Origin of the sequence: Spirosoma fluviale (assembly GCF_900230225.1) — a bacterium.
Lineage (GTDB): Bacteria > Bacteroidota > Bacteroidia > Cytophagales > Spirosomataceae > Spirosoma > Spirosoma fluviale.
On record NZ_OCNH01000004.1, the window covers coordinates 248,755 to 264,138 of the forward strand.

Genomic DNA, 15,384 nt, shown 5'->3' on the forward strand with positions numbered 1-15,384 from the left:
AGATCCCGACCTTACCCGCTAAAGTATTGGAAAAATCGGCTACTGCTTTACCGTTCCCTCAATCATCGAAGAAATCATGCCGTCTTTCGCTCCGCTGCGGATGGACTAAGAGTGCAGTACGGGTAAAGTAGGCGAACTCATTGATCAGCTGCGCCTGATCATAATCGTCTATTCGGTTCAAGACGTAAGCGACTGATTAGATTGGGCAGATGTTAAACCCTAAACGCTGGTATTACGTTATGAGACCGTTTACAGGTTGGTTCTGGCAACGGCGAGTAAAATTCCATGCGGAGAAAAACAAAAGCCAGACAACACGAAGTCACCTGGCTTTCTTTTCATTCTGTGTGCATGCTTAGGGCTGCGTTTTAAGTGCATCTAAGACTACTTCGAATGAAATATAACTACATAACTAAACTTGGAAGGAATTGTTTAATCGTATGGGTTGATTTTCGTCGTTTTAGAAAATATGGTTATTTATTTCGCAAATTAAGCTTTTGTTGACCGCCTAATAGAGCCGTCATATTATGTCAGGTCAACAAAAGCCTGATTAGGCCACACAACTTTTCTCTTCCAACAAGTACTATGAGACATAACCTGTTGATTATTTTCGTTCAATTCGTCCTTATTTGTACAGTAGTTGGCCGTGGAATAGCCCAGAGTCCTTCGACTGCATTGGCCCTATCTGACACGTCTCATCACTTAAGCAAAGACCAGCTAGCAGCGATGAAAAGAATCCAGACTGAAAGCGAAAAGAAAGCCGCTCCTGTCGCACTTCGACTGGCTCAGACCGTTAAGCAGATCTACGCCAACATGCTAGCTGATCAAGAGGATAAAACTCTACGGCAACAACTGGCCATCCAGATGAACAAAGCAACTATTGAATTGCTCTCCATCAAAGGGCAATCTATGCGGGATATTGTTGGTGTACTGACGCCTGAACAAAAGCAACTCGTTAAGCAGGAAATGCAAAAGCCGAATGCTAAAGCTGATTTAGCCGAGCTAATTGGCAAAATGTTCAATGTGGCTAAGCCCTAATTAGTGTGTCAGATTACCAAATGCCTTAATGCACATAAAACGCTCTTTTCGCGGCACGCTTAGAATTACTGATCTAGTTAGTAACACATTTTATAACTAGAAAGGCCACGCTTGAGCGCGGCCTTTCTAGTCCCATTTTATTTTCAACAACCTTGATAATCAAGGCTTACAAAGATACTTCTTCTACCTAATATGACCAGCCAAAACTCAGTAACCGTTCTGGCAACGGTTCCGGATTGTAATCTCAGACTTATTATCCGCACAAAAGGCTGGTTTTTACTATTTGTCCAATACTATCCGTCACATACGAGACTAAGAAAAATGCTACCGGCTTGAGCTAGCGTTTTAGTAGCATTTTCTTAGCCTTGTTCAATAACTTCCATGGTGTAAAGCAGTTATTCCGATAAACAGTTATCTATGAATGAGCTACGGATCTAAATTAAGGGCTATTATCGGCAAAAGTGTTCTGCTAGTAATGCTGCTGGTCTATTCTAGTAGTGTATATGCTCAAACAGGGTATACCATTCATGGGCAAGTTATGGATGCCATCACCGGCCAGCCCATCCCCTTTGTCACCCTTTCGGTCGCTAATGGGCAAGTCAGTAATGAAACCAATAGCCAAGGGTATTTTGAACTCAGTATACCCCAACCGCTCAAGCAGGATACCTTGAGCCTTCTAGCTCTCAACTACCAGTTAAAGCAAGTACCCTTGCTCAGACTAGCCTTAACTGATACGCTTATTCGACTCAATGCTTTACAAGTAGCAACTTCTCCAACTGACACGTATTTCAGTCTGGAAAAATCGTTTCAGGCTAGAGATACTTTACTAAAGGCCGTGGGGGCAATTGGTAAAAATTATACTAGAAAACCAACGTTGTTGCGTGGCTTTTATCGAGAGACGATCAATGAGCAAAGTCCTAATTTGTGTGTTTCTTATGCCGAGGGCCTAATTGATATTTATAAGCCAGCCTACTCGTTCACCAAGAAGAGCGATCAAATTCACTTTATCAAAGGGCAACGTAAGCCCCTGACGGCCTTCAAAATTCCGGTACTAACGCCAGGGCCTTGGGGCAGCAATATGCTGGACATTGTTAAATATCAAGAGTTCCTGTTTCGGAATGGTCAGCTTAATAAAGATTATATTTTTGAACTGACTAGTCAGACGATGATAGGCGGTCAATGGGTTTATGTAATCAACTTCAAACCTCGCAGTTTCTATAAGACAAGTGGTTATTTTGTCGGTAGATTATTCTTGACAAAAGAAGGTTTAGCGATTGTGCGTGCCGAGTATGAGTTGGCCGAGCGAGGCCTTAGTTTATTGAACAAAAGTCTGAACAATCAAGTGTATTCAACCCATTTAAGCAAGCGTAGCTATGTGGCTAACTACAGCAAATTTGGTGATTCTTGGTCTTTTCAGAGTGGCAGTATCGAGAATACGTTTTCGCATATTCCCTCGTCATCTGCATTTCAGTCCCGAATCGATTTTGTGGTGACTCGTCGTCAGGAAGGGGATGATGATACAAAGCCCTTCACGGCTGATCAATTGGTTGATTACAGTAAGATGACGATGTCCTCTTTTGACCAGACTAGCGCCACGTTCTGGAAGGAAGAGAATTATTTACTTCCGACTCTTCCTCTACCTGCACTACTTACAGGATCTACCGATCGATAAATGGCCCTCTATTTTTGCTGTACAAGTGCGGATATGGAAAATCGCCTACAAAAATGTAATCTCTTAAAAGGCTCTTTCTGCAAGATTCAGTGGGCTTTATACTATTACCTGTAGTCGATCAGGTGTTGAGTCATAAAGCTATACCGAATGGCACAGCAGCCGGTCCACCAGCACGGGCTACCCGTCAGCAAACCCGTCAGGACCACTACACCAGTTGATGCTGTACTATTTATAGAATTGCAGGCTTAGTAAAGCTGTGAGGATAATGTCTTTGTGGCTTAACGCCTGGCTTTATGAGAAAATCCTTCTACAAAACCATTTGCGCTAGCCTAGGGCTCTCCCTGGCGGCTGGCTTGTTTCAAAGCTGGCTCCATGTTCAGCGGGGCGTTGATCTCTACAGGCTGGCCTCGTTTCGGAGCTGGTTTTTGGTGGGCGACTTCATTGCACTCATCACAGCTTGTCTGCTCCTGACCTATTATCACCACAAAGGCTTCAAAGCGGCTTTCTGGACGGGGCTGGTAACGACAATCATTTCGCTGGCGACGCTTCTCTATCTGCTGCTCGCAACCCTCTACCCGCTGCTTGGTCAGTATCCCAGGGTAGTTATATTGATGGGCGTTTTGGCTTCGCTAGTGTATGGGGCCACCCTGGCTACTTCTCGGGCGGGGAGCAGACCCTGGCTTAAGTGGGCAGGTAGTGTCGTGGCTATCCTGTCCGGATTACAGGTGGCAGCCCTGATGTGGTTTAAGGATATACCCCCCTACCCTCCAAACGCCACACTCGATTTTATCCAGCAGTATCTCGCCCTGGCTGATCGGATCATTCCGGTTCTCCTGCTGTTTAATTTCATTGATGAGTTAAATCGGGTTTCAAGCGATAAGGAACCCATCAACTTACCGGCTAGATTACTGATGGCCCAGGCGATGGTTGCGATTCTGGCTCTTTCTACCACGATACTTGCTATCCAGCTGATCGGAGATAACTATAGCCACACGCATGTTTCTGCCCGGGAAACGACCCTGGCCCAGTCGTTTGAGGAGGGGCGCTATATCGGTCCCCAGGGGGATACCTTGCTATACCGAATAATGAAGCCGCTTGACTACGATCCCCGTAAACGCTATCCGCTGGTGGTTGGTCTGCCTTACACCTGCTGGTCAGACAATACCCGCCAGATCGATGCTTGTCCAATTGCCAAATGGTTAGCCACGGATGAAAACAGGCGCAAGTATGCTGCTTTTGTATTTGTGCCCCGCTGTCCACCTCATACTGGCTGGGGCGGAGTGGCCAATACTCCTTCCGTAGCCCCCCTGACTATTGAGGCCATTCGTTCGCTGGACAAGGCGTTTTCGATTGATGCCCAACGGCGTTACGTGTCGGGCGTGTCTCGGGGCGGTTATGGATCCTGGCATCTGATTGGCGCGCACCCGGCGTTGTTTGCGGCCGCCATTCCGGTCTGTGGAGAAGGCGATCCTAGTCAGGCTCCTGGTATGGCTGGGATCTCAGTTTGGGCTTTTCACGGGGCTAAAGACCTGAATGTACCTGTCAGCGGCTCTCGCGAGATGGTTACGGCGTTAAAAAAAGCAGGTGGTGCTCCCCGCTATACGGAGTATCCTGATGCCGCTCACGGCATTTGGGAGGAAGTCATAAAGACGCCTGGTTTGTTAGACTGGCTCTTTGCCCAAAAACAAGTGAACCCATCAAAGGCAAGTAAAATCTAAGGTGTATTAAAAAAACCCTTCGAATGATTTTCGGAAAACATATTAATAGATAACCCGAACAATGATATGTACAGAGGCTACCAACGAGTAGAAGTCGTTGACAGGTTGCCCCTATGAGCCAACTCCATCAACGACTTCTACTCTCTTGATCCTGACAAAGAAATGATCGGCTTTCGGTTCATGACAGTCAGCCTAAGCGACCAGGGGAATTACCTGGTCATTAATTCTCTTTTTCTGCGTTCGAGTCACTACCACTCCGGCTGCTACTGTGCCCTGAATGCCCGTGGCCCCCTTGATGGGCGTTTTCGACTGAGCCGGTTGCATCGTGCTCATCTTCGGTGCTCTGCTTGCTCTTATGCTTGCCCCGAGCGGTTTTTCCCTGAGCTTCGTCGGGTAAGTTAGTGTCTAATTCGTACTTCTTCGTCTCGTCGGCAGTTTCCCGCACAGTAGGTTGAGTTGCTCCTTTGCTCATCGTATTTGTTTCGCTAGTTGGTGGGTGAACAACCTGAGAGCGACCTCGATTGTTTATTGGTATGGGGTGGGTGTCTTTTCAGAACTGCCGAATCGGTTGCGCGGTTGAACTCGGGTCGGCTACCAGCTACAACCTGCTTAACCAGCATACCCAGGCTACGGATAAGCGATTTTACTAAAATTCTCAGCATGGTCTCCATCTTAAAAACACCCCCCTTACTCATAGCGTTATTACCTCCCGGAAAACCCGTTCCACACCGTGTCAAAGTCAACTCGTTGCCAAAACCGTAACGCTACCCTGCTCCATGCTCAACCGACCACTCATTAACGTACTCTGGTTCAAGCGGGACCTGCGTCTACACGACCATGCCCCCTTACAGGCAGCTATTGCCATGGGACAACGCGCGCCCAGACGGCCTTTACTCCTGCTGTATTGTTTCGAGCCATCGCTCATGGCCGATCCCAATTATGATCTCCGCCACTGGCGATTTGTGCACGAATGCTTAAGCGATCTCCAGCAGCAGCTGGCAGCGGTGACTCCAGCGGCTCCGTCAGAGACGCCCCGCCTGGTGCACGAGTGGTTACCGTTTGACTTCGAGGATCAGGCCGATGACAGCCCACCGGAAACAGGCCCTCCCGCCGTTTGGGTATTTCACCGGGAAGTAGTAGATGTGTTGACCGCTTTGCAGACCCAGTTTACCATTGGCACCCTCTTCTCCCACCAGGAAACGGGTCTGGCCGTAACCTACGAGCGGGACAAAGCCGTTGCGCAGTTTTGCCGCGGGCAGGGAATTGGCTGGCACGAGTTCCAGAATAATGGTGTGATTCGACGCCTGAAAAATCGGGATACCTGGGCGACTCAGTGGCAGCAGATCATGCAGAGCCCCCAACAACATCCGGACCTAACCCGTTGGTACCCGGCCAATGTGCCCCTGAGGTGGTTTGAGAGCGAGCGCGGACCGAGCCTCCCGGCAAAGTGGCAGGTGCCAAATTTGTCGTTTCAGCCCGGTGGCGAACGCAATGGGCATCGGTACCTGGCCAGCTTCCTCCAGGAGCGAATCGCCTTGTACGCAGCTTCCATTTCCAAACCCCTCGAAAGCCGACGAGGGTGTAGCCGCCTGTCGCCCTACCTGGCCTGGGGTTGCCTGAGCATCCGGCAGGTGTACCAGGCTCAGCAACAGGCCGCCAAAAATACGCTACTGGTGGGCGTGGGGAGGCAGTTCGCAGCTTTTGCCTCCCGGCTACGCTGGCACTGCCATTTCATTCAAAAGTTCGAGGGCGAAGAGCGCATGGAGTTTGAGAATGTGAACCGGGCATTCGATGCGCTTCAAAAAAACACGAATCCAGATCACTATGCCGCCTGGCGTGATGGTCGCACTGGGTATCCGCTCATCGACGCGTGTATGCGTTGTCTGGCCACCACGGGCTACATCAACTTCCGGATGCGGGCGATGTTAACGTCGTTTCTGACCCACCATCTGTTTCAGCATTGGCAGGAAGGGGGCTGGCATATGGCCCGGCTCTACACCGATTTCGAACCGGGTATCCATTACGCCCAGCTCCAGATGCAGTCAGGCATGACGGGCACTAATACAGTCCGCATTTATAACCCCGTCAAGCAATCGCAGGATCATGACCCGCAGGGCGTGTTCATCCGACAATGGGTGCCCGAATTGGCCAACTGTCCTCAGGCTTACATTCACCAGCCGTGGACGATGCCTCCGCTGGAACAGGCCATGGAGCACTTTCAAATCGGCGTTGACTATCCCGCTCCCATTATTGATGCCCCCGTAATGGCCCGTCAGGCCCGCATCCACCTCCACCAGCCTCGCCAGACGGAGGTGGGCCAAGCCGAGCAGACCCGGATTTTGACCAAGCACAGCCTGCCGGTTACGGATCGACCCAAAAAGACGGGGCATAAATCGGAGAAGAAGCCGCTGGTAAAGCCGTCGATTAATTAATCTGAAAAAACGGGGTCACTACTAAAGACCTATTTCTGGCTTTCAGGACAAGACATGTTTAAGTCTGTAGTAGCCCGTAAAAGGTAGCCAGTCCGCCCGCTCTAAACTATATGCACCGGTGGCTGTTCATAGTACGTTGATTCGCGCAAACTTAAGATTTACTGACCACTACGTATGTTCCTGAATTATGTCCGGCGTGGTGCCGGTAAACCGCTGTTACTGCTCCATGGCCTGGGGAGTTCCTTAAAGGCCTGGGATCTGATTGTCGATGAGTTGGCCACCCAGCGGGAGGTGATTGCCGTGGATTTGCCCGGTTTCGGGCAGTCACCTGCCCTGGTCGGGGAGGTATCCATTCCTACCCTGGCCGATGCGGTAACCGATTTCTTAACTCAGCACCAACTCCTGGGCATTGATGCCGTCGGCAACTCGATGGGAGCCAGGCTGGTGCTTGAATTAGCCCGGCGGGGTAATGTGGTCGGGGCGGTCGTATCCCTGGATCCGGGTGGGTTCTGGCAAGGCTGGCAGGTGGCCTATTTCTACCAATCGGTTCGGTTATCGGCTCAATTATCCAGCCTCATCCAACCGATTTTACCACCCCTGGTGAGCAATCCGGTGAGCCGAACGCTATTGTTCGCTCAATTTTCGGCCCATCCCTGGACGATCCCGGCTCAAGTTGCCCTGAATGAATTTCGGGAGTTTTTGCCCACTCCCAGCTTTACCAAACTCCTGGATAGTCTGGCTCATGGTCCCCCGCAGGCGGGAGCGCCACTTGGCTCTATCCCCAACCTGGTCATTGGCTGGGGGCGTCAGGACCGGATTTGTCCGCCCAGCCAGGCGAAACGGGCCTTGGCGTTGTTTCCTGACGCACAGCTTCATTGGTTTTCGAATTGTGGCCACGTGCCGCAACTGGATGTACCGGCTGAAACCGTGGCGCTGATACTGGCCGTTACGGAGGGTCGCTACGAGCCTCAACCACCAGTTCCTACGGGGGCAAAAGAGTCTGAAGTTACCGGAAAAGTCTTTCTTGGTGTGGGTGTTGCGGTGGTGTTGGTAGGCCTATTTCTCACGTTTGGCATGAAACGATAAGGTCACATCTGATCACGAAGGCCTCTACGATGCCTGCAACGATTCAGGGGGTATTTCGTTGGACTAGTGCGGTTAAACCAGCTAAAGTCATATTCTAAATAGACCATTTTTGACTCTTCGAGTCTGGGAAAGAAATTATTGGCTACTTCTCGAATAAGTACAATTTAAAGTTTTAACGATTTCGTCCACGAAAACCTTGAATTAGTTGGGCGAGTTGAATTTGCCAACGATATGGACCAACAAGTATTTGAGCTAATCCGAGTTGGAGAATTGGTACTGGATGGCGAAAAAGTTGGTTAGAATTTCGCCATCGGCCTTACCTACACAACCCGCAGCTCCTGCACCGCCAGCCAGCTCATGAGTCCTGCACCGGTCTCTAACGACGATTCGTCGATGTCGAAGGTAGGCGTGTGAACACCTGACACAATGCCCCGCGCTTCGTTGCGGGTACCGAGCCGGTAAAAACACGAGTCGACGACCTGCGAGTAAAACGCGAAATCTTCGCCCGCCATCCATAAGTCAAGGTCAACGACGTTATCCGCACCCATGTACTCGACTGCCTGCGAACGCACGCGCCGGGTGAGTTCGGGGTGGTTTTTCAGGAATGGGTAACCGTGAACGATGGTGAATTCGCAGGAGCCGCCCATGGCTTCGGCAATGCCTTCGGCCAGTTTGACCATGCGTTTTTTACCCTCTTCGCGCCACTCTTCGTTCATGCACCGGAACGTGCCCTGAATGGTCACTTCGTTGGGGATAACGTTCGTAACACCATCGGCAATGAAGCGGCCAAACGACAGTACCGATGGGCTCGCCGGTGGCCGATTGCGGCTGATAATCTGCTGTAAGGCTACAATAATGTGCGAAGCAATCAGGACCGGATCGACCAGATTATCGGGCATAGCCGCGTGACCTCCCTTTCCGCGAACGGTCAGGTATAGCTCATCCGTACTGGCCATGTACATGCCTTCGCGAAAACCGATTTTACCGACCGGAATATTCGGTGCTACGTGCTGACCGATCATGCTCACAGGTGCCGGATTTTCCAGTACTCCTTCTTTAATCATGAGCGATGCGCCACCCGGTGCTTTCTCTTCGCCCGGCTGAAAAACCAGCTTTATGGTGCCGTCGAACTGATCGCGCAGTACGTGCAGAATCCGCGCTACACCCAGCAAACTAGCCGTGTGCGCATCGTGCCCGCAAGCGTGCATAACGCCCTCAACGGTCGATTTATACGGCACGTCGTTGGCCTCGTGAATGGGCAAGGCATCCATATCGGCCCGAAGCGCAACCACGCGACTACCGGGGTTTCGCCCTTCAACAATGGCCACTAAGCCGGTGTCGGCCACGCCTTCCTGCGGGGTTATGCCAATAGCTTTGAGTTGATCGGCCACAAAGCGGGCCGTATTTCGCTCGTGGAAAGAGAGTTCGGGATGCGCGTGTAGGTGTCGGCGGGTCTGGACAATATCGGCCGCGTATTGACGGGCAAGGGATTTGATTGAATCGAGCATAAAGGCTGGGCCAAGCTCTGTTTGGCCCTTTATAAATGATTAAACGAACCCGCCAGAGCGGTTCGATACGGCGGCTTTCCAGCCGCGTTACTGCATGGTTATAAACTGATAATCGGAGACAACCGTTTCCAGAAAGGTCCAATTTGGCAAATCGCTCCGGATACCGGTTACCTCTTTAATTTTATCGGCGGTCCGTTGAATGGCCAGTTCATCACCCTGCCGGAGAATATGACGGACAATACCCATATCCCGGTCAGACAACAAGCGTACATCCGGAAACTGAACCACGTACGTTTCAGGTAACGATTGAATCAGCACATCGTCCAGCGAAACGTCGGGCTTTAGTTTGACAACGGTTGTTCCGGCAGCAATATCGCCCAGCCGCTGCCCTTTACCATTAGCCGCTACTGTAATAATGGGCACAACACCACCGAGAAAGCCTACGGATTCAACAATGCGTAGTACCCACCGGAGCAGGTAAGCGCCTATACCGGGCTGCGACCCGTCCAACATGACTACCCGAATTCCCAGCGCGATCTTGCCAATACTCCGCCCGTTCAGCAGCCACTCGGAAAATAAATCATAGAATAAAACCGGCGACAGTGCCAGAATTGAATAAAACGTACCCGGTGTTATGCTCAGCCTGGCCGGGATGCCAAAAACAAGCAGAGCCCACCCAAAAATAACCAGATAATCGAGCATGGCGGCCAGAATTCGCTCGCCAATGCTGGCCGGTTCGTATTCCAGTAAAACGTTTTGGGAGGTATGGATGGCAACAGACATGCGTGAGAGTCATGAGTCAAAGGTCAAAAGTCGTCAGTAAGCCCCTTTCCTCAAAAACTTTTTATGAAAAACCTGCTTATGGCTACATTGCACTGGCTAACTTAGCTACCTTACCCGCCAGTACCTTACCGTTTCCTACTCCATACAAACAACTAACCCGGTACGACTCTCATGCGTGAAGCTCTTTTCGTTAAACGCAACACGGACAAATGGCGCGACATCGAGCAAAACCCCACCCGCGACCCCGATGAACTGACGGCACGCTTCGTGGAACTGACCGACGATCTGTCCTACGCCCGTACGTTCTACCCCGATTCGAACGTAACGCGCTACCTGAACGGACTTGCGGCTCAGATGCACCGGGGTCTGATGCAGAACCGGCGCGACGACCGTAGTCGATTTATTACGTTTTGGAAATACGAACTGCCGCTCCTGTTCCGGCAGTCGCACAAATTGCTGGCGGTATCGGCGGGTATTTTTCTGGCAGCGGGTATTCTTGGCTGGCTGTCGGCCGCGCACGACAATACCTTTGTTCGGCTCATCCTGGGCGATGCCTACGTCAATATGACGCTCGAAAACATCCAAAAGGGCGATCCGTTGGGCGTTTATAACAGCAGCGACCAATCGACGATGTTTGTCCAGATTACGCTGAACAACATTTACGTGGCCTTCCGAACGTTTATTTTCGGGCTGTTCGCTTCGTTCGGCACCATGGCGATGCTCTTTTACAACGGGGTTATGCTGGGCGCTTTTCAGTACTTTTTCTACGAACGGGGGCTACTGCTCGACTCCATCCTGAAAATCTGGATTCATGGTACGCTCGAAATCTCGGCCATCATCATTGCCGGTTGTGCGGGTCTGACGGTGGGTAACAGCCTGTTGTTTCCGGGCACCTACTCCAGGCTGGAGTCCTTCAAGCGGGGTATTAAACAGGGGCTCAAAATCGCCGTTGGGCTGGTGCCGGTTTTCATCATGGCGGGTTTTCTTGAGAGTTTTGTCACGCGGCTAACCCTGCCGCCCCTTGTGAGCGGCAGTATCATTCTGGTTTCGGCCGCTTTCATTATTTGGTATTTTGTTCTGTATCCTATCTCCCTTAACCGTACAATAAACCATGATTGAACTCTTCGAACAGCGCGATTTCGGCAATAAGATCAATGCCACGTTTCAGTACGTTATTCAGAACATGCGCAGCCTGGGACTGGCTCTGCTCTACATTGTCGGACCCGTAGCCCTGGTGGCGGGTATTGCATCCGGTGTGATGCAATCGAATATGCTGCATCTTATGAGCAACTCGGACAACGCCAATCCAAACGATCCAATGGCCGCTTTTCGGATAATGGGCCAGGTTTTCTCACCCGCTTTCTGGGTAGCCATGTTGTTTAGTCTGCTGGCCAACGTAGCGGTTATTCTGACGACCTACACCCACATGAAACTTTACAACCGGACAAAAAGCACGGACATAAGCGTTCCCGATATTTGGGCAGAAGTTCAGCCGGTAATCGGGCGGGCACTGGTTATTTCGCTGTTGAACTCCATCATTATCGGTGTTGGGTTTATGTTTCTTTTTATACCGGGCATCTACGTGGCCGTCGTTCTGTCGTTGTCTCTGGCTGTTGCGGTGTTTGAAGGGGCCGATTTTGGCACCACCTGGGACCGTTGTTTTAAGCTCATCCGCGACAAGTGGTGGTCTACCTTCGGGCTTATTCTGGTCATGGGCATCATTGTCAGCATCATCGGCTTTCTCTTTGCTGCCCCTACCGCCATTATCGCCTTTTTTACGGGTGCCAAACTACTGCCCGATGTGTCTGTTGTATGGCTTATACTTGGCAATGTGATCAACATCGTAGGCCGAACACTCTTGAACGTTATACTCTACATAGCCATTGGTTTTCAGTACACAAATTTGATAGAACGGCAGGAAGGCCGGGGGCTATTCTCGGCCATTGACTCCATTGGCACGTCACCAACCCAACCCCGTGCAACGGATGAAGGAGCGTATTGAGTTACGAACAGGCCGCGACTGCGGCACGGTTTACGAACGGTTTGCCGTCGCAGTACGGTTTTCCGGCCCATTCAGGCAGGTTACGTACTGGCTTTGCCTAATACTGCTGGCATTGCCGGTAGTAGCCTTGGCCCAGACGAAACCATTCGACTCAACTGCCGTAAAGCCCGTCGTGATCAATGCCCGCGACGACCGCGCTCCCATGCGTGTGCGTTACCCGACCCCGGAGCATCTGCGCGATAAACAAACCGACCACGACTACCAATATACCAATGATGCCCCTCCGCCCGAAAACCCGCTGGCCCGTTTCTGGGTATGGCTCATGCGCAAAATAGGCAGCTTTCTGGCCAGCGAGGCTTACCAGAACGTTTGGCAGTATGTGCTTTTGGTAGCGATTGCCGGTACGGCCATCTACCTCCTCATGAAAGCAGAAGTACTCGATTTTCTGTTTTCGAAGAAAGCGCAGTCGGTCGATCTGGCGTACGAAAACCTGGCTGAGAATATTCATGAGATCAACTTCGACGCGGCCGTTGATGAGGCTGTCAGCCAGCGTAATTTCCGGCTGGCCGTTCGGTTACTGTATCTGCAAACGCTCAAGTACCTGAGCGATACGGGCCGTATTCAGTACAAGCCCGACAAAACTAATCGGCAGTACGTTTATGAATTAGCCAATTCATCGCTCCAGCCAGATTTTGAAAGCCTTACCCGACAGTTTGAATTTACCTGGTACGGCGATTTTCCCATCGACGAAACCCAGTTTGCTGCCTTGCAAACCAGCTTCATAGCGTTTAATCGGGCTAATAAACAAATAATAACGTAAGAACTGACCGGCCATCCGGCACCCGCTCTTTTGCTGAAACCCAATAAATATCTGCTTATTCTGCTGGCTACGATAACGGCTTACTCACTCTTCGAGTATTACCGTCCGAAGCCCATCGACTGGCGGCCAACTTACGAGAACGACGACAAAATTCCGTTTGGCACACAGGCGTTGTTCGACCTACTGCCCGATGTAATGAAACCCTCGGCGATAAACGAGACTCGTTTACCGGTTTATAACTTCCTGACTGAAACCAGGTTGCCTGCGTCCAGCAATTATATACTGATCTGCCAGGAGTTCAACGCCGACCGGAATGATCTGAAACAGTTGTTCAACTACGTCAGGCGGGGTAACAGCGTCTTTATTTCGGCCTATGACCTGCCCGATTCGCTGGGCAAAGTACTGGGGTTTAAAGCCGAAGTGAAAGATCCGACTAAAGCGGATTCGACCCTGCGCCAGAACTTTGTCAATCCAGCCTTACGAAAGTCCGTCGGCTATAATTTTGCGTACGATGACGGACGCAACTTTCTCGCAATCAAGAACCCACAACAGGTAACGGTACTGGGCCGAAATGCCCGTAAGGAGCCGGTTTTCATCAGGATTCAGTTCGGGAAAGGGCAGTTTTTCATTCATAACTTACCGTTGGCTTTTAGCAATTATTACGTCCTGGGACAGAAAACGTCCGATTATGCGTTTAAAGCGTTATCGTATCTACCCGCTCAGCCAACTTACTGGGATGAATTTCAGAAGCAGGGACGATTCGATGAAGATCAGCAGTCTATCTTCCGGTACATCCGGTCGCAGCCAGCCCTTAACTGGGCGTATTATCTGGTAGTATTTGGCCTGATTTTCTACGCGATTTTCGTCGGCAAACGGACCCAGCGAATCATTCCGGTTGTTGAGCCGCCCCAGAACACATCGCTGGATTTCGTGAAGACCATCGGTCAGATGTATTTCCAGCAGGGTGACCATGAAAACCTGGCTCGCAAGAAAATTCAGTACTTTCTGGCCGATATTCGCGAACGGTATGGACTAAATACAACGGTTTTAGATAAAGACTTCACGGAAGCGCTGGCCCGGAAAAGTGGTGCTTCGCTGGATGAAACGTCCGAGCTGGTGCGAATCCTGCGAGACGCCCAACGGAGCATTACGCTTTCGGAATTTGATTTGCTTACGTTAAATCAGGTAATGGAAAATTTTAAACAAACTCTCTGAACCGGGATTTATGTGATTTCTTTGACTGGCCATGATTTTTGCTTTCCAGGAAAGCTGCTCACAGAATTCATAGTCAGTCAAAAAAATCACAAAAATCCCGGTTCTGACACCCTATGGACTCCTTTCAAACGCGTATCGATCTTACTTCCCTGACGGCCTCCGTCGACGCCATCCGTGCCGAAGTCGGTAAGGTTATTATTGGGCAACACCAAACCATCGACCTGTTGCTAACCGCCCTGCTCGCCGATGGCCACGTGCTTATTGAAGGCGTGCCCGGCGTAGCCAAAACCCTGATGGCAAAATTGCTGGCGAAAACCATGTCGGTGGGCTTTAGCCGCATTCAGTTCACGCCCGACCTAATGCCGTCGGATGTGTTGGGCAACTCGGTCTTTGTCCCGAAAACGGGTGATTTTACATTCCGGCAAGGGCCTATCTTCTCCAACCTGGTGCTGATCGATGAGATCAATCGGGCACCGGCCAAAACACAGGCGGCATTATTTGAGGTGATGGAAGAGCGGCAGGTGACGAATGATGGCACAACTTACCCGCTCGATGAGCCCTTTATGGTGCTGGCGACGCAAAACCCTATTGAACAGGAAGGCACCTACCGGCTGCCCGAAGCACAACTCGACCGGTTTCTGTTCAAGATCGTCGTGGGCTACCCGGTCGGGAATGAAGAAACCGACATTTTGCGGGGGCATCACCAGCGGCAGAGCGCCGGTCGGCGAAACCTGAACGACGCCCTCGACGCCGTTCAGCCGGTGTTGACTGCCGAGCAACTGGCTAGCCTACGCGGGCAGGTCCATCAGGTACACATAGAAGATAAGTTGTTTGATTACATTGCACAGATCGTGCAGTCGACCCGAACGAACAAGTCGCTTTATCTGGGTGCGTCTCCCCGTGCGTCGGTTGCGTTGCTCAACAGCGCGAAAGCTCTGGCTACGCTCCGGGGCCGCGATTTCATTACGCCCGAAGACGTTCAGGAACTGGCCCCCTCCGTATTACGCCACCGCGTATTGCTCACCCCCGAGCGCGAGATGGAAGGCGGTACCGCCGATGAGGTCATCACCCAACTCGTCCAGAAAATTGAAGTTCCCCGATGACTATCCACGA

The 15,384-nt window shown here is 51.0% G+C and carries 14 protein-coding genes; 10 read left to right on the forward strand and 4 right to left on the reverse strand.

From position 1 onward, the window contains the following. Positions 1 to 58: 58 nt before the first annotated feature. Positions 59 to 181, reverse strand: coding sequence for a hypothetical protein (locus CRO74_RS32245; RefSeq protein ID WP_262508241.1), 123 nt, complete (start codon positions 179 to 181; stop codon positions 59 to 61). 401 nt (positions 182 to 582) lie between these two features. On the opposite strand from CRO74_RS32245, the gene CRO74_RS22270 reads away from it, so the two are divergent. The 3 genes from CRO74_RS22270 (at position 583) to CRO74_RS22280 (ending at position 4,425) form a co-directional block, all read left to right on the forward strand. Beyond that, positions 583 to 1,035: a Spy/CpxP family protein refolding chaperone gene (locus tag CRO74_RS22270; protein ID WP_097129080.1), complete on the forward strand. Its 453-nt coding sequence runs from the start codon at positions 583 to 585 to the stop codon at positions 1,033 to 1,035. Between the two features lie 421 nt (positions 1,036 to 1,456). Continuing rightward, positions 1,457 to 2,707 carry a peptidase associated/transthyretin-like domain-containing protein gene (locus CRO74_RS22275; RefSeq protein ID WP_097129082.1) on the forward strand — a complete coding sequence of 417 codons (1,251 nt, stop codon included), beginning with the start codon at positions 1,457 to 1,459 and terminating at the stop codon, positions 2,705 to 2,707. Between the two features lie 293 nt (positions 2,708 to 3,000). Next, positions 3,001 to 4,425 carry a carboxylesterase family protein gene (locus tag CRO74_RS22280; protein WP_097129084.1) on the forward strand — a complete coding sequence of 475 codons (1,425 nt, stop codon included), beginning with the start codon at positions 3,001 to 3,003 and terminating at the stop codon, positions 4,423 to 4,425. A gap of 220 nt (positions 4,426 to 4,645) precedes the next feature. Here the strand turns inward: CRO74_RS22280 and CRO74_RS22285 are convergent, their stop codons facing one another. Continuing rightward, positions 4,646 to 4,897, reverse strand: a complete 252-nt coding sequence (locus CRO74_RS22285; RefSeq protein WP_245877951.1) for a hypothetical protein — start codon at positions 4,895 to 4,897, stop codon at positions 4,646 to 4,648. 304 nt (positions 4,898 to 5,201) lie between these two features. Between CRO74_RS22285 and CRO74_RS22290 the strand changes: the two genes are divergently transcribed. Both CRO74_RS22290 and CRO74_RS22295 read left to right on the forward strand, forming a co-directional pair. Beyond that, positions 5,202 to 6,857 carry a cryptochrome/deoxyribodipyrimidine photo-lyase family protein gene (locus CRO74_RS22290; RefSeq protein WP_097129086.1) on the forward strand — a complete coding sequence of 552 codons (1,656 nt, stop codon included), beginning with the start codon at positions 5,202 to 5,204 and terminating at the stop codon, positions 6,855 to 6,857. A gap of 174 nt (positions 6,858 to 7,031) precedes the next feature. Beyond that, positions 7,032 to 7,943: an alpha/beta fold hydrolase gene (locus CRO74_RS22295; protein WP_097129088.1), complete on the forward strand. Its 912-nt coding sequence runs from the start codon at positions 7,032 to 7,034 to the stop codon at positions 7,941 to 7,943. Positions 7,944 to 8,263: 320 nt separating this feature from the next. Here CRO74_RS22295 and CRO74_RS22300 read toward each other — a convergent pair whose 3' ends face one another. Continuing rightward, positions 8,264 to 9,451, reverse strand: a complete 1,188-nt coding sequence (locus tag CRO74_RS22300; RefSeq protein ID WP_097129090.1) for a M20 metallopeptidase family protein — start codon at positions 9,449 to 9,451, stop codon at positions 8,264 to 8,266. 87 nt (positions 9,452 to 9,538) lie between these two features. Beyond that, positions 9,539 to 10,234: an RDD family protein gene (locus tag CRO74_RS22305; RefSeq protein ID WP_097129092.1), complete on the reverse strand. Its 696-nt coding sequence runs from the start codon at positions 10,232 to 10,234 to the stop codon at positions 9,539 to 9,541. Between the two features lie 171 nt (positions 10,235 to 10,405). Here CRO74_RS22305 and CRO74_RS22310 point away from each other — a divergent pair, with 171 nt between their 5' ends. The 5 genes from CRO74_RS22310 (at position 10,406) to CRO74_RS22330 (ending at position 15,374) form a co-directional block, all read left to right on the forward strand. Further along, positions 10,406 to 11,353, forward strand: coding sequence for a stage II sporulation protein M (locus CRO74_RS22310; protein ID WP_097129093.1), 948 nt, complete (start codon positions 10,406 to 10,408; stop codon positions 11,351 to 11,353). Next, on the forward strand, positions 11,346 to 12,236 hold the full coding sequence (locus CRO74_RS22315; RefSeq protein WP_097129095.1) for a DUF7847 domain-containing protein: 891 nt from the start codon (positions 11,346 to 11,348) through the stop codon (positions 12,234 to 12,236). Before CRO74_RS22310 ends, CRO74_RS22315 begins: the two co-directional genes overlap by 8 nt. Further along, a complete protein-coding gene (locus CRO74_RS22320; protein WP_097129097.1) occupies positions 12,220 to 13,056 on the forward strand; it encodes a DUF4129 domain-containing protein in 837 nt (278 codons plus the stop codon). Before CRO74_RS22315 ends, CRO74_RS22320 begins: the two co-directional genes overlap by 17 nt. Positions 13,057 to 13,086: 30 nt before the next feature. Beyond that, positions 13,087 to 14,271, forward strand: coding sequence for a DUF4350 domain-containing protein (locus CRO74_RS22325; protein WP_097129099.1), 1,185 nt, complete (start codon positions 13,087 to 13,089; stop codon positions 14,269 to 14,271). Between the two features lie 113 nt (positions 14,272 to 14,384). Further along, the gene (locus CRO74_RS22330) at positions 14,385 to 15,374 is read left to right on the forward strand and encodes an AAA family ATPase (RefSeq protein WP_097129101.1); all 990 of its coding nucleotides are present in this window, start codon (positions 14,385 to 14,387) and stop codon (positions 15,372 to 15,374) included. Positions 15,375 to 15,384: the final 10 nt, after the last annotated feature.

What these genes read in the sequence shown, in the direction of transcription:
- CRO74_RS22270 (WP_097129080.1), top strand. Translation starts at nt 583, where the DNA reads ATGAGACATAACCTGTTGATTATTTTCGTTCAATTCGTCCTTATTTGT.
- CRO74_RS22275 (WP_097129082.1), top strand. Translation starts at nt 1,457, where the DNA reads ATGAGCTACGGATCTAAATTAAGGGCTATTATCGGCAAAAGTGTTCTG.
- CRO74_RS22280 (WP_097129084.1), top strand. Translation starts at nt 3,001, where the DNA reads ATGAGAAAATCCTTCTACAAAACCATTTGCGCTAGCCTAGGGCTCTCC.
- CRO74_RS22285 (WP_245877951.1), bottom strand. Translation starts at nt 4,897, where the DNA reads ATGAGCAAAGGAGCAACTCAACCTACTGTGCGGGAAACTGCCGACGAG.
- CRO74_RS22290 (WP_097129086.1), top strand. Translation starts at nt 5,202, where the DNA reads ATGCTCAACCGACCACTCATTAACGTACTCTGGTTCAAGCGGGACCTG.
- CRO74_RS22295 (WP_097129088.1), top strand. Translation starts at nt 7,032, where the DNA reads ATGTTCCTGAATTATGTCCGGCGTGGTGCCGGTAAACCGCTGTTACTG.
- CRO74_RS22300 (WP_097129090.1), bottom strand. Translation starts at nt 9,451, where the DNA reads ATGCTCGATTCAATCAAATCCCTTGCCCGTCAATACGCGGCCGATATT.
- CRO74_RS22305 (WP_097129092.1), bottom strand. Translation starts at nt 10,234, where the DNA reads ATGTCTGTTGCCATCCATACCTCCCAAAACGTTTTACTGGAATACGAA.
- CRO74_RS22310 (WP_097129093.1), top strand. Translation starts at nt 10,406, where the DNA reads ATGCGTGAAGCTCTTTTCGTTAAACGCAACACGGACAAATGGCGCGAC.
- CRO74_RS22315 (WP_097129095.1), top strand. Translation starts at nt 11,346, where the DNA reads ATGATTGAACTCTTCGAACAGCGCGATTTCGGCAATAAGATCAATGCC.
- CRO74_RS22320 (WP_097129097.1), top strand. Translation starts at nt 12,220, where the DNA reads ATGAAGGAGCGTATTGAGTTACGAACAGGCCGCGACTGCGGCACGGTT.
- CRO74_RS22330 (WP_097129101.1), top strand. Translation starts at nt 14,385, where the DNA reads ATGGACTCCTTTCAAACGCGTATCGATCTTACTTCCCTGACGGCCTCC.